At 46.7% G+C, this 13,533-nt stretch carries 13 protein-coding genes and 1 pseudogene; 6 read left to right on the top strand and 8 right to left on the bottom strand.

Annotated features, from left to right (window positions below; genetic code table 11):
- Window positions 1-306 precede the first annotated feature (306 nt).
- Window positions 307-2,022, top strand: coding sequence for a proline--tRNA ligase (locus H70357_RS19350; RefSeq protein ID WP_038592899.1), 1,716 nt, complete (start codon window positions 307-309; stop codon window positions 2,020-2,022).
- 85 nt (window positions 2,023-2,107) lie between these two features.
- On the opposite strand, the gene H70357_RS19345 is transcribed toward H70357_RS19350, so the two are convergent.
- The 5 genes from H70357_RS19345 to H70357_RS19325 form a co-directional block, all read right to left on the bottom strand.
- Window positions 2,108-2,557 carry a hypothetical protein gene (locus H70357_RS19345; RefSeq protein WP_038592896.1) on the bottom strand — a complete coding sequence of 150 codons (450 nt, stop codon included), beginning with the start codon at window positions 2,555-2,557 and terminating at the stop codon, window positions 2,108-2,110.
- 650 nt (window positions 2,558-3,207) lie between these two features.
- On the bottom strand, window positions 3,208-3,654 hold the full coding sequence (locus tag H70357_RS35940) for a hypothetical protein (RefSeq protein ID WP_156130897.1): 447 nt from the start codon (window positions 3,652-3,654) through the stop codon (window positions 3,208-3,210).
- Window positions 3,655-3,780: 126 nt separating this feature from the next.
- The gene (locus H70357_RS36965; protein WP_038592891.1) at window positions 3,781-3,981 is read right to left on the bottom strand and encodes a DUF6199 family natural product biosynthesis protein; all 201 of its coding nucleotides are present in this window, start codon (window positions 3,979-3,981) and stop codon (window positions 3,781-3,783) included.
- A gap of 105 nt (window positions 3,982-4,086) precedes the next feature.
- Window positions 4,087-4,359, bottom strand: coding sequence for a hypothetical protein (locus H70357_RS19330; RefSeq protein ID WP_038592890.1), 273 nt, complete (start codon window positions 4,357-4,359; stop codon window positions 4,087-4,089).
- Between the two features lie 128 nt (window positions 4,360-4,487).
- Complete coding sequence (locus H70357_RS19325) at window positions 4,488-4,913, bottom strand: hypothetical protein (RefSeq protein ID WP_038592888.1); 426 nt, start codon at window positions 4,911-4,913, stop codon at window positions 4,488-4,490.
- 405 nt (window positions 4,914-5,318) lie between these two features.
- On the opposite strand from H70357_RS19325, the gene H70357_RS35935 reads away from it, so the two are divergent.
- Window positions 5,319-5,486, top strand: a complete 168-nt coding sequence (locus H70357_RS35935; protein WP_156130896.1) for a hypothetical protein — start codon at window positions 5,319-5,321, stop codon at window positions 5,484-5,486.
- A gap of 66 nt (window positions 5,487-5,552) precedes the next feature.
- Entirely contained in the window at window positions 5,553-5,993 is a 441-nt protein-coding gene (locus H70357_RS19315) for an IS3 family transposase (protein WP_156130895.1), read from the top strand.
- A 62-nt stretch (window positions 5,994-6,055) separates the two neighbouring features.
- On the opposite strand, the gene H70357_RS36335 is transcribed toward H70357_RS19315, so the two are convergent.
- Entirely contained in the window at window positions 6,056-7,183 is a 1,128-nt protein-coding gene (locus tag H70357_RS36335; RefSeq protein WP_052092132.1) for a fibronectin type III domain-containing protein, read from the bottom strand.
- A 356-nt stretch (window positions 7,184-7,539) separates the two neighbouring features.
- Between H70357_RS36335 and H70357_RS19305 the strand changes: the two are divergent.
- From H70357_RS19305 to H70357_RS19295, 3 genes and pseudogenes are all read left to right on the top strand, one after another.
- A pseudogene (locus H70357_RS19305) lies at window positions 7,540-8,795 on the top strand (DNA polymerase IV).
- Complete coding sequence (locus H70357_RS19300; RefSeq protein ID WP_038592882.1) at window positions 8,792-9,265, top strand: YhjD family protein; 474 nt, start codon at window positions 8,792-8,794, stop codon at window positions 9,263-9,265. Before H70357_RS19305 ends, H70357_RS19300 begins: the two are co-directional and overlap by 4 nt.
- A gap of 251 nt (window positions 9,266-9,516) precedes the next feature.
- Window positions 9,517-11,799 (top strand): type IA DNA topoisomerase, encoded by a 2,283-nt coding sequence (locus tag H70357_RS19295; protein WP_038592879.1) that lies wholly within the window; start codon window positions 9,517-9,519, stop codon window positions 11,797-11,799.
- A 97-nt stretch (window positions 11,800-11,896) separates the two neighbouring features.
- Here H70357_RS19295 and H70357_RS19290 read toward each other — a convergent pair whose 3' ends face one another.
- Window positions 11,897-12,625 (bottom strand): DsbA family protein, encoded by a 729-nt coding sequence (locus tag H70357_RS19290; protein WP_038592876.1) that lies wholly within the window; start codon window positions 12,623-12,625, stop codon window positions 11,897-11,899.
- A gap of 97 nt (window positions 12,626-12,722) precedes the next feature.
- The gene (locus tag H70357_RS19285) at window positions 12,723-13,475 is read right to left on the bottom strand and encodes an HAD family hydrolase (RefSeq protein WP_038592873.1); all 753 of its coding nucleotides are present in this window, start codon (window positions 13,473-13,475) and stop codon (window positions 12,723-12,725) included.
- Window positions 13,476-13,533 lie beyond the last annotated feature (58 nt).

Raw genomic sequence — 13,533 nt, 5'->3', positions numbered from 1 at the left:
CGTAATAGCGTTGATCAAGGATCTACGTTTCTGGAATCGCTTGGATCAGAGAGAGGACTCACCGGCTGAAAGGTCCTTCATGAAGCGAGAGAAGTGTACCCTGCCTTGAAAGCTGCTGCACTTTGGAAAGACATTAAGGTGCTGCCGGCCCCGGCCGTTATCCGGACTTGAGGACTGCCAGGCACAGCTTGGCGGTTGAAATAGGGTGGTATCACGACGCATTCGTCCCTGACGGATGTGTCTTTTTGCGTTTTCTTAAGAAGACTTGAGAAATTGTGTTAACCAAACCAGAGAGGGCTGAACCTTATGCGTCAAAGTCAACTACTTGCCACAACCCTTCGCGAAGCTCCGGCTGAGGCCGAGACCGCAAACCACCAGCTGCTGCTGCGTGCAGGATACATCCGCCAGCTGGCGGCCGGAATCTATACCTATTTGCCTCTTGGCCGCCGTGTGCTGCGCAAGATTGAACAGATTGTCCACGAGGAAATGGATGCCGCGGGTGCACAGGAGATCCTGATGCCCGCGATGCAGCCTGCTGAGCTTTGGAAAGAGTCGGAGCGATATGAAGTCTACGGCAAGGAGCTGATCAAGCTTCAAGACCGTCATGACCGGGAGTTTGTACTGGGCCCAACCCATGAGGAAGTAATAACTTCACTGGTACGGGGGGAGATCAATTCCTACCGGAGGCTGCCGCTGACTGTGTTCCAGATTCAGACCAAGTTTCGTGATGAGCGCCGGCCGCGTTCCGGGTTGCTGCGGGGCAGGGAGTTCCTGATGAAGGATGCCTATTCGTTCGATACCAGCTGGGACGGGCTGGACGAATCTTATGTGCGAATGTATAACGCCTATCAAAGGATTTTTGAACGCTGCGGTCTGCTGTACCGGGCCGTGCATGCCGATTCCGGGGCCATAGGCGGTGAAGGCGGGAGCCACGAATTTATGGCGCTTTCCGAAATAGGGGAGGATACCATTGGCGTCTGCTCTGTCTGCGATTATGCTGCAAATCTGGAATTGGCTGAAGTTCGGTCTCCTGAGGGAGAGCAAGAAGTACGCACGATAAGAGGGGACCAACCTGCTGCCGAGAAGTTCCATACACCGGACATCCGGACGATTGAACAACTCGAGCAGGAATTGCACATCCAGCCTGAGGAAATCATCAAGACGCTGATATATGAAGCCAGCGGTCAATTTTATGCCGTACTGGTTCGCGGTGATCATGAGGTCAACGAACATAAGGTGGCCAAAATGATCGGGGCTAGCAACATCTCCCTGGCAGATTATCAAGCTGTGCAGCATGCCGCTGGAGTAGAGAGCGGTTCTGTTGGTCCAGTCGGTCTTTCGCTGACCGTGCTGGTTGATTCGGCAGTTGCGGCTATGGAGTCGGGGATAGCGGGTGCCGGAGAGAAAGATTACCATCTCCGCGGTGTCGTACCCGGACGGGATTTCAGCCTCAAGCATGTGGGTGATCTCCGAAATGTCTTGGAGGGTGAGTCTTGTCCGAATTGCGGCCAAGGGGTACTGCACTTTCATCAGGGAATTGAAATCGGCCATGTTTTCAAGCTGGGTACCAAGTACAGTGAGAAGCTGGGAGCCACGTATTTGAACGATTCAGGCAAAAGTGCTCCAATGATTATGGGCTGCTACGGGATTGGCATCTCGCGGTTGCTGGCTGCTGTAGCCGAGCAAAATCATGATGAACAGGGTCTTATCTGGCCCCAAGCTCTCGCGCCTTACAATGTTCATATTCTACTGATGTCAACCAAGGACAAAGAGCAGACAGCGGTGGCTGAACGACTGTATGCGCAGCTTACCTCTCTAGGGATTGACACGCTTTATGATGACAGGGATGAGCGTGCCGGGGTGAAATTTAAGGATTCCGGCCTGATCGGTATTCCGGTTGCGATTGTTGTAGGCAAGGATGCTGCAGCGCAGAAGGTTGAATATATGGACCGCAAAGCCAGCACTAAGGAAGTACTGGATATTACTGAAGCGGTTATGCGGATTGCCGGGACTTTGAATTGAAGTGAAGGTTTGATAGCGGCTTGCGGCATTTTTGATTATGTAATTGAATCCCCTGCCAATCTTAAGATTGGCAGGGGAAGATTGTTTAGCCGGAGAAATTGCCTGCAGCGGCAATTCCGCTGAAGTTTCTCGCCTGAACGTTATTAAATGGATCTGTGGCAGCTGCATTGGTGAAGATTTCAACCGTATACTGAATTTGCCCGGTTGCTACAATGGCAGCAGGGGGGACATCGACAGCAGAGAAACCAAAAGCTTCATTTTCCCTGCTGATCGCCACCCCGAATGTTGTGGTAAAAATAATGGTTCCATTTCTGCGAACTCTAAGGGTATTCGTATTGAACAAGGGATTGTTTTCCGTCTTTACATATCCAGCCAGCAGCACGCGGACGTTGCTCTGATTCTCAGGCAGTACCCCTGCGGTCTGAATCCCGATATCTCCGAATACCAAAGGGGTAGCCGCTAATGGAATCACAACTGGAGTTGCATCGGAAGCTGCCTGGTTCGATAACCGTAAATCTACAAATTGAATGGTCATAGGATATTCACCTCCTTAAAATTAATATATGAAAAAACCGTCGTGCTGCTTGGACTAAACTAGCGGATATATATGAAATTATTAAAAAAACGAAACCTACTCGACTTATGATAGTTTTTAAATCAATTGGAGATCCAGATTCCAGACTTGCCTCGATTAGCATTGGGATATGAGTATGGCGGAAAATATGTTTTATAAACGTGGCATTCGAAAGTCTCAAAATCAATGTCAGGCCACACTCCAAAGCGCAAAACTCTCCAGAACGGGATCCGCTAAACAACAAATAATCAAAGGGTTCTAAATCATCCTCGATGCCAAACTCCTCAAACCCATTTGAAAATTCATCAAGTTCATTTCGCTCAAGGTATTTGCGATCGGAGTCAGAAAGAGCGGAGGCTTCTGGATGGAACGAAAACCGGTAGAACCTGGGCGAGGAACAAGACGCCGAAGGAGCTGACACTATGGAAGAAGTGAGTAAAGAAAGAGATCGCGGAAGAGAATGATTACAGCCCTAAAGTATTGTCAGCTAAGTGGGAACGCCTATAAGAAGCGTGTTGAGAGAAAAATGAAAGGGGGCGGGGGAGCAGCGTAAGCTACTCTTCTTCCTTTAAGATGATAATCACATGGAAAAATCAAATTATAGCTGATGTTCAGAAGCTACTTCCGCAGATCAAACAGATTACTAAAACCATCGAGAGTGCCGAAGAATCGGACGAGTATGACAATACCGACCCGGAGGAAATGTGCCTGCTCAGATCGGTGACAAGTTGGATGACGTCCGGCGTATCATAAGACAGGTGACTGCGCCGGTTATAGAGGAGGGTACTCTTCGGAAAAACTCCGCTGGATAACCAGGAGGGCGGAAAGCGCGGGGGGGACTTCAAAGTTCCTGCAGGCTGGGAGAGGAAGGATCTCACGGCACCATTCACCGCAAAGGCCGGAGCAAGGGCAATTCCTTCGCCCGTGATGTAAAAGAATCTCCACCGCCCGGTCAGCCGCAGCAGTACCGCCCAGATCGGGAAGATATCGAGTACAGCGGAATGAGGAATAAACGTAGCGTTTGGACAGTGGCCACTCAGCCATTTCCAGATGGACACTTTGCCACATTCCCGGAAAACAATTGGGTATGTAACATTATCGAAATCGGCCTGCAGAATGTGGAAATCGCGTAGCGGCGGACAGCAATCAAATAGCAGCAGTTATTTTAAGGGATCAGCAAGCCCCTAACTAAAAATTATAGGCAAAAAGAATATGAGAAAAACAATAAGTACGATAACACTGCTTATTCTACTCATCATGAGATATGCGTCACTGGGTTCGGAGTCACCCTTTATCATCCATCCATAACGTATGTACCAGCCCATTGCCGGAAAGAAAATATTCAGTATCGCAAGCAACATGAAAAGAATAGCGAAGACCACCATTTTTACCAACTCCTTTATCAATTTTACGCAGACTGAGCGAATGAGGTTGCACATTTAGGGGCTGTCTAGTCCCAGGGAGGAAACAGACTTGAAGCACATCGTCTGCTATAGCGGTGGCGAGACATCAGGTATTGTGGCAGTCGAGGTTGCAGCCAGATACGGACCGGAGGACGTGATCCTGATTAACCATTCTGGAGGCTTAGGAAGGTGAGACACAGCCATGACACAGGTAAAGGAATGGACTTCTTCTTCGGAAAGCAGGCCATGCGTAATCTGCGAAAAAAAGACTGCGACATATATCGGAAGCGCCGAAGCGTGCAGTCCGAAAGCACCGGTAAAAGCCCTGTCGGCCGTAATGGTCGCAGGGCTTTTTTTCATTTTTTAATTCTTCGTATATTTAAATCCACGTTTTTTCTCCGTTTCAATTTGCAACCGCTAATTTTGATTTTGAGCATCAAAAGATTTCGCGTTTGTTATCTGACTAGACCCAAATCTAGTTCTATAACTTAAATTACGCCGTCTCCTCCAATAGCAGTTGCTGTGAATGCTATGGGTCCAAATAGATTTATAGGCAAGTTACTATCATTTTGAATTACCAATTCATAGTTGTGGATTCCAAGGTAAGGACCATCAACCCACAGAACATTTAATTGAATATCAGTAGTTGTAGTAAAACGGAAAAAGGATCTATAAATATCAACTCCAGCACGCCGAATTATAACAAAAAATTGACTATTAGCAAGTGCAGTAAGACTAAAACTACCATTTAACTCGACTCTACTGGAGAAAGAGGCAGGGTTAGCCGGACTAATATTTACTTGCGCTGTGGCTAGACCCGCTCCAGCTCCAGGAATCCCCGCAACTGTTGTAGCAATAGTGAGCGGGTTTAACGGGATTTTTGCCTGTGAACCATAACTTATAATTGTCGCCATTTATCATCACTCCATTTCAAGGTTATACGTTATTATATTGTGAATCCGCAATGATAGATTGGACTTAATTCCTGATGATAAAATACATTTAAGTTATACTTTTCTTGATCATACAAACCTAGATACTAGCGGGGCAATAAAAAAACACTTTTACCAAAAGATGCTGATATGACGAATCTGACGCGACTTATTGCGGCCATCTTGGAAAGATTTGAATTTAGAGCATACATAAAATAACCCGCTAGGCACTTGAAGTGTACCCCTTAGATAGACATTGGAATAAACCTCTTGAAAAAGGGACAGAAGTTAACAACGTATTCATATGAGACGAAGCTTGAAGCTATACGCCTACACGTTAAAGAAGGATGGACCTATCGCAGAATCATGGAGAAGTTTAACATTTGGATGCGGAAGTATCGGGAACTTGGCGAGTTTGGACTGATGCATGGACGGGGAACGCGTGAGGAATATGTGAATCAGGATAGGCAGATCCAAAGGCTGAAGCGGAAGAACGAGATGCTAAAAAAGTGCTTGGAAATCTGGATGCAGGAGATGAAGCAGATCGGTATGTAACGTGAAGAAGGTTTACGAGCATACCGACAGATCCAGTTGTTCTTGCTGCAGGATCATGGAGTTTGGATGAATCATAAGAAGGTCCTTTCTGCGGTGAAAGACTTGTTTAACAATAAAATTGTAGCCTACCACATGAGTCAGAGAAATGACAATCCACTGGTTCTACTGACCTTTGAGAAAGCCTTTCACAAGACAAAAGACGTGACCGGACTGATCTTTCACAGAGACGAGGGATTCCAATACACGTCTCATGCATACCACGACATGCTGCCAAAGGTTGGCGCCCAAATCAGCATGTCTCGCCGAGGAAATTGTTATGACAATGCCTCCATGGAGAGCTTCTTCTCGCATCTCAAAACGGAAGGGCTCTACCCTTATGACATCCGAAATTTGGACGAGGTACAAAGGCGAATTGAAGCCTATATTCAATTTTACAACCAACATCGACCGCAACGAAGACTAAATAAGCTGCCTCCGGTAGAGTACCGGAAGCAGCTTATAGCCTAGGGTCTTTTTTCAGTGTCTATAAAACAGGGGCTTGACCACTTTGCCTAACGGGCTTGTTTTGTTTATTCTGCTGCTGTGTACTCACTTACTTGAAAGGTCAAAATTTTATCAAATATCACGTAATCCTTTCGGCTGGTGAATGGGCCTTTGTTGTTGTCGTGTTTATTAATTGCATATTTGGCCGGTCCCGTTCCAGCATCCTTTGCATCATACCAGTTCAGGAAGGCCGTAACTTCTTCAAATGAAAGGTCATATTCTTTCTCAGAGCCATTTGTTAAAGTGACAGCAAGAATAGCTCGATCTCCTGAGGGTTCTGGATCAGGCTTAGTAATCTTTTGAGGGGTGGCTGATGCTTCATTCGAATTCGCGCTCTCACTGTCTGCTTTTAAGGCTGCTACTACATAATAATAGGTCGTTCCATTAACAACTGTATTATCAACATAAGTTATATCTGTAACATTAGTAGCTATTGAGATGTAGGGACCTCCAGAAACCAAGGAACGTTTTACAGTGTAAGAAGTAGCGCCTGATACTGAAGTCCATGCAAGATCAACTTTTGCATTACCAGCGGTAGCAGCGAGATTGGTCGGAGAATTAGGAACTTCAATTATTTTTTCCATCATTTGAAGTTCGTGAATTGTTAAATTTACTGAATTATTCGTAGAGCCATTATTTGCAGATATATTGATACGATAGAATTTATAAGCTGTATTATTTTCAAACCTATAAGATTTAGGTGTGTTTTTAACCCAGGTAGTGACATTGTTTTGACTGTCTAGTATTACCCAATTGACACCATCATTAGATCCCTCAAAGGTCCAATTTTTAGGTTGTGATCCAAATTCTGAAGTTCCAACGAATCCACCATATCCTATTACATATTTTGATATTGTTCTTGGATTTGGAAATTCATATGATAACCATCCAGTGGTTTTGGTAGTTCCCCAAGCGGTATAAACGCCTGCAGCTGTAGAGTAGTGCAAAATTCCATCAAAAGCTTTCCAATTAGAAGTTCCACCATCCCATTGTTCACTAGACTTTACGCTCCCTGATTGAGGAGTTGAAGATGTCATTACAGGAATAAGATTCTCTGAATAACGCTCTTCTGCTAGTGATGTATTAATTGAGAAATTAAAAGATGAAAATAAAATTACGAAAAACATAAATAATAGACCAAGCTTCTTTTTCAAAATTGTTTCCCCTCTCTTAATATGAATGAACCATATCATAGTAGATAAGAGATGCTTTAGTCTAAACAAAAATTCTTATATTTGGTATATAAAGATTATGTTCATCAATTATACATAAACATTCCAATTGTGGAATATACTCATGATTGTTTAAAGAACATATGTTTGGTTATAATACAAACGAATGTTCTTATTTTATCGGAGGCGATCAATCATGAAAATGAGTATCGGCCAAATCATCGAAATCATATACCTGGACAAACTGGGAGAGATCGCTAATTGTTTATCAGTCCGTGCGCCACGAGTCTTTCTGCTCTCTAATATCCTCGCGTGGCATTCAGTACGGGAGCAGCGATATGCCTAAGGACCGAATCATTTTACTTTCAGATTGCCAAGCGTTTTACGCAAGCGTCGAAAAGGCTGCTCACCCTGAATACAAAGATAAGCCTGTCGCAGTCGGAGATCCAACCAGGATGGCATTGTATTGGCAGCATGCCCCATCGCCAAAGCCTATGGTGTAACCACCGCGTCACGCGTGGGTGAAGCAATGACTAAATGCCGGGATCTCGTGGTCATCCGGCCACGGATGAGTACGTATATAAAGGTCTCTCTGCTGATTTCAGAAATATATCACGGTTATACCGACCTTGTTGAAGCCTTCAGTATCGACGAGCAATTTTTGGATGTGACAGGCTCATTGAGCTTTTTTGGAGGAGATTTGCAGGAGGTAATTCACTCCATTCAGCAGCATGTCATGTTATCAACTGGTGTTTGGACCAGAGTGGGGATCGGACCGACAAAAATACTTGCTAAGATGGCAAACAACTTTGCCAAGAAGAAGGACGGCGGAATTTTCAGGCTTGATTACGACAATTTAGATAAAGAGCTCTGGCCGTTGCCAGTGCATGAAATGTTTATGGTGGCTGGTCGAATGAGCAAAAATTTTTACCGCATGGGTATTACCACAATTGGAGATATTGCCCGTATGGAGTTAGGTGAGTTTAAGCGGAGAATGCGTACGACCATGGGCAAGCAAAGCGATATTCAGGCGGAGTATTACTGGCAGACTGCCCGTGGCATAGATCCCAGTCCAGTAGTTACCGGCATACGCCATCAAATCAAATCAGTAGGACACGGTAAGGCTCTACGCTGGAATTTGTATACCCGGCTACCTGAAATCGAGGTTGTTTTGCTTGAATTGGTGATTGAGGTGTGCCAACGAGCGCGGAGATACCGGTATATGGGGGCAACGGTGTCTATAGCGGTATCAGAAACCGATGGTGATAAATCAAACTCATACAGCCGACAAATGACACTGCCGGAGCCATCGTCTTTAACTCATGAGGTGGCAGCAGCGGCATATCGCTTATTCGTTGATAATTGGACCGGTATGCCTTTAAGCCGTTTAGCGATATCTATATCGCATTTGACCGATGACAGTGTCATGCAGCTTACCTTATTTGATGACCGTATCCGCACATACAACAGAGAATGGGCAATTGATCAAATCAAAACCCGGTACGGTAGCCGAGCGCTCATACGTGCTTCCTCGTTGCTCGAATCTGGAGTTGCCCTGGAACGGGCCGAACAGATTGGAGGACATTATAAATGAGTAAATTAAACGGGAATGAGAGATGGAAAACCAAAATGTTAATGACCGAACACGTGGAGCAGTATGAGCAGAAGCAAGATGATGAGGTAAGAAAAATGATAACAGTCGATGAACGGACAATGGTTCGTGACCTCATATTGCTCCCTTACATAGATACTATGGTTAGCAAAAGCCTGAAGGAGATCGAACATTCAGGCAACATTCTTAAACGCGCCTATTTAATGGCCGGGCAAGCCATTCAGCGCAGGATTATTCAGGATACCTATCAGTTACAAAAAGAGCTGAAGCAGCGGAATATCAGGATGATGGCGGATGAACAGGAGGAATTTTTGGTATATTATAAAATCTTTTGCCGGGGGTACCAGGAACGCTTTGGACTAACCCGTGATGTTATGCGTACAGAGATAAGCTTAAGGTTGACCAAGTATACCGCCGACCTTGGGGCAGTATTAAAAGACCTGCAAAAATAAAATGAAACCCCGTCAGTGATACTGGCGGGGGATTTCTCATTCACATCCGGTTCCATCACCGTCAACTGGAGTTGCAAAGGAAGCTGGAGCTGCTCTTTATATTTAATGATAAAAAAGCCTGGTAGAATCCATGAGCACCTGTATTTGGTGCTCAACTTATACTGATTAATAGCAGGTAATACGTTAAACATAATGGTATAATAGACTACTGGACGTATTTTGGAACAATGAAGGTTAAGGAGCGATACTTTTTGAAGACACTTATTATTGCGGAGAAACCGGATATGGGGCGGAATATCGCCGCCGCAATAGAACCAAAGGCCAAAAATTACCGTTCCTATCTGGAAGGGGAGCAGTACATCATCACATGGGCGATTGGACATCTTATCGGGTTGGCCGAGCCTGAAGCCTATGACGACAAATATAAAAAATGGAATATCAATGATTTGCCGATCATCCCCGAGCAGTTCAAGCTGGTACCCAATGCGCGTACCATTGACCAGCTGAAAGTTATTGGTGAACTGGCCAAACGCAGCGACCTATTGGTCAATTCCTGCGACGCCGGGCGGGAGGGACAGCATATTTTTTCGCTGATACAGCGGCATCTGAAGCTGAATCAGCCGGTGAAACGGCTGTGGATTTCCGATTTGACTCCGGAGACGATCCGTAAAGGGTTCCAGGAGCTGCGGGACGGTTCAGAGTACGAAAACCTGACCAAAGCCGCCAGAGCACGCAGTGAAGCGGATTGGCTGATTGGCATGAACGGCTCCCGGGCGTTTACGACCAAACATAATGTGCTGCTGTCTGTCGGGCGGGTGCAGACTCCAGTACTTGCGCTGATCTATGACCGCCAGAAGACGATAGAAGCTTTTTCATCGCTTAAGTTTTTTGAAGTGGAGGGACATTTCGCTCAGAACGAGATGACCTACAAAGGGATGTGGCAAGGGGAACGCCTGACGGATGGAGCCAAAGCTGAAGCCTTGGCCGCCAAGGTCAAGGGCAAGCCGGGCAGGATAGCTTCTTATGAGGTCAAAGAGACGAAAGAGTATCCGAATAAGTTATATGATTTGACGCTGCTGCAGCGCGAGGCGAACGGTAAGCATGCTTTTTCCGCCAAAAAAACGCTCGATATTGCTCAGGCATTATATGAAAAGCATAAGGTGATCTCCTATCCCCGGACCAACTCCAACTATGTGACCGAGCAGAACATCCCGGAGATGCACAAGACGCTTTCCGCCCTGCAAGGAACATCGTACGACGAATGGGTCAAAGGCGCCAACCGGAATCTGGTCCATAAAGGCAATAAGTTTATCTGCAATCCCTCGAAGGTTGAAGATCACCATGCCATTCTGCCGACTAACCGCAAAGCATCGGGACTTAGCACGGATGAGGCCAAGCTGTACGACTTGATTGTGCGCCGCTTCCTCTCGCAATTTTATCCGGCTGCTGAATATAAGGTTCATACCGTACTTACCGAGGTGGAGAACGAAAATTTCAAAACTACGGTCAAGGAGCTGCTGTCCCTCGGCTGGAAAGTGATTTACGGCGATCAGAAGAAGGACAAGGCCAAGCCGTCCAAGGGCAAAGGCAAGGAAGAGGAAGAGGAAGAAGAAATTGAAGTGAATGAACCGTTCTCAGTGGTTCCTGCCGATGAGGTGCTGTGCAGTAATGCGATCGTCAAAGAGAAGGACACCCAGCCGCCTAAGCACTACACGGAGGGCACGCTGCTGAAAGCGATGGAAAGTGCGGGCAAGCAGATCGAGGATGAGGAGCTGCGCGACGCGATGAAGGACTCCGGCCTTGGCACACCAGCTACCCGCGCGGCGACGATTGAACGGCTTAAGAACGTGGGTTATGTGGAAATGCAGGGCAAAAAAATCGCCATCACGCAAAAGGGCAGGACTGCCATTGAGCTTATTCGTGGTGCAGGCGTCGAACTGCTGACGTCACCGGAAATGACCGGCCAGTGGGAGCGGCGGTTGAATGAAATCGCCAGAGGCACGGCGGCGGACGGGCAGTTTATGGAGAACGTCAAACGCTTCGCCTCGATGATTGTGGACAAAGTCCGGGTACAGTCCCGGGCAGCCAAAACCTCCTTTGAAGGGGAGACGCCATCCTTGAAAGGCGGAGCCAAAGGACGAAGCGGCGCCGGTGCGGCACGCAAGCCGGCAGGTAAACCGGCTGAGGCGAAGCCCCGCAAAGCGCCTGGAGAGTCAGGAGCGGAAGCTGCCGGAAAAGCGGCTGCGGCCAAAGGGGATGACGGACCAAAAATCATCGGGAAGTGTCCGCGGCCCGGCTGCGGTGGAACGATTTTTATGGGCCGCAAAGGGTATGGCTGTTCCCATTACAAGGAAGGCTGTAAATTTGTCATCTGGAAGGAAAATCACGGCCGCACCCTTAGTGATGCCCAGGTCAAGGCGTTGATTGAGAAAGGCAAAACAGGCAAGCTGAAGCTTGCCGGTGAGGACGGCTCGCCGCAGGAGGGCAAGCTGGTACTCTCGGATGTGAGTACAGGTCAACTGACTGTAGAATAAAACGCAAAGTTTAAATCTTACGAGCAATCAAAGAGGATGCACCCTGGCCTAATGATTTCCGGCCGGAGCACATCCTCTTTTTAAATGCATTACTTTCTTATTTGACCAGTTCGGCTTCGATGGCAGCGGCCAGTGTTTCATATGAAGAGTTCGGCAGGAGAACGCCGTTCACCATGAATTTAGGTGTGCCATTCACTCCATAAGAGCCGGCAATCTTAAAGTCTTCCTTCACATCATACATGTAGGTGTGATTCTGGACATCCTGCTCAAATTGAGCATAGTCCAGGCCATCAATATTGTCCTTCACGAAGTCTAGGATGAACTTTTGGGTAATCCAGATCTTGCTTTCGTCACCCTGATTCTCATATAACTTATGAAGATACTCCCAGAATTTCTCGTTACTCTGCTTATAGATGGCTTCGCCGGCACTTGCGCCAAGATAAGAATCCCGGTCAATAAATGCAAAGTTCATGAAATAAAATTGCACTTTGCCACTGTCTACATAATCTTTAATGAACGTATCCAGATAAGTTGCCGTCCATTTCTTGCAGGCAGGGCATTTGAAATCGGCGAATTCAATGACCTTGACCTTGGCATCTTCACTTCCGAGATGCGGCTGCTTCTCATACTTCAGCCCGTCAACCACGATGGTGCCTTTTACATCCGTGTAGTTGGGCAGATTGTCGAATACTATGGCCTCATCGTCTTTGTTGCTCGTCGTGATATAGACAAGCACACCAAGGAGGATAACCACAACTACAGCCAGCAGCATGGGGAGTAAGCGTCTGCTGTCCGGAGTGTTCTTAGGGTTCGTCTTCTTGTTCATTCCTACCTCCTGCAATGAGATGAGAATCTTCTCAAACAGTATAATCACACTGCCAGGAGGTTGCCTATGTCATTTGTAACAAGGACTTGTCTTTTTGTCAGCCGTGATTTTGCCGCAGAGACGCTGTCCGGATAACCGGGGTTACTTCGTGAATGGAAGAAATGGTTACTACAGATTGCTGCATTTCACGTTGAAGCTCGATCAGGTTATAGAGCCATTCGTTCTGCTGCTTCAGGTAAATGCTGTTGATGCCTGCGGTAACGGCAGGGAGTACATCGGTGCGCAGAGAGTTGCCGATCATCCAGGTGCGCTGGCGCTCGAACGGGTAAGTGCTCAGAATATTTTCCAGTGATTCTACATTTTTGTGCTGGCGGATAAAGATCCGGTCGTTGAAATATACATCCAGCTTCATCTGCTCAATCTTGCGCTGTTGAATCGTATCGTCGCCGCCGGTGTACAGATATAAATCATGACCGTCCTGTTTCAATGAATCAAGCGTCTCGACCATGCCCGGATATGCTTCGATTTCCTGATCATAGACACTGAGTCCAAGCTTCATCAGCTGCTGCTCCTGATAGGGATCGGTTGACCGGTTGAATTTGGCGCAAAAATAGTGGTAGGTTGCGATGAGGGACTTGGGGAAGTTTTCACTGGCCAGTCCGCTGGTACTTACCGTCTCTACATCAATCTCGGCCTGTTTGGTGCGGACTTCACTCGTAGTAGGACCAATGCCGCTGAACCAGTCGGACATGAGTTCGAAATACTGCCCCAGAATGAGGTCGAAATATTTGTTGCAGTGCACCAGGGTGTCGTCCAAATCGAAAATTACTTGCTGTGTTGAATATTTCATAACGCTCACTCCTAAAAGTTTTGTTAGCAGATACTTATGGGCAGGGCTTCGTACAAAA

Source organism: Paenibacillus sp. FSL H7-0357, assembly GCF_000758525.1.
Classification (GTDB): domain Bacteria; phylum Bacillota; class Bacilli; order Paenibacillales; family Paenibacillaceae; genus Paenibacillus_AQ.
The sequence above is the reverse complement of the archived record's forward strand: the minus strand, read 5'-3'. Positions and strand labels throughout refer to the sequence as shown.

Bases quoted from the DNA above. Each gene is read 5' to 3' on its own strand.
- H70357_RS19350 (WP_038592899.1), top strand. From the start codon at position 307: ATGCGTCAAAGTCAACTACTTGCCACAACCCTTCGCGAAGCTCCGGCT.
- H70357_RS19345 (WP_038592896.1), bottom strand. From the start codon at position 2,557: ATGACCATTCAATTTGTAGATTTACGGTTATCGAACCAGGCAGCTTCC.
- H70357_RS36965 (WP_038592891.1), bottom strand. From the start codon at position 3,981: ATGGTGGTCTTCGCTATTCTTTTCATGTTGCTTGCGATACTGAATATT.
- H70357_RS19330 (WP_038592890.1), bottom strand. From the start codon at position 4,359: ATGAAAAAAAGCCCTGCGACCATTACGGCCGACAGGGCTTTTACCGGT.
- H70357_RS19325 (WP_038592888.1), bottom strand. From the start codon at position 4,913: ATGGCGACAATTATAAGTTATGGTTCACAGGCAAAAATCCCGTTAAAC.
- H70357_RS35935 (WP_156130896.1), top strand. From the start codon at position 5,319: ATGCGGAAGTATCGGGAACTTGGCGAGTTTGGACTGATGCATGGACGG.
- H70357_RS19315 (WP_156130895.1), top strand. From the start codon at position 5,553: ATGAATCATAAGAAGGTCCTTTCTGCGGTGAAAGACTTGTTTAACAAT.
- H70357_RS19300 (WP_038592882.1), top strand. From the start codon at position 8,792: ATGAGTAAATTAAACGGGAATGAGAGATGGAAAACCAAAATGTTAATG.
- H70357_RS19290 (WP_038592876.1), bottom strand. From the start codon at position 12,625: ATGAACAAGAAGACGAACCCTAAGAACACTCCGGACAGCAGACGCTTA.
- H70357_RS19285 (WP_038592873.1), bottom strand. From the start codon at position 13,475: ATGAAATATTCAACACAGCAAGTAATTTTCGATTTGGACGACACCCTG.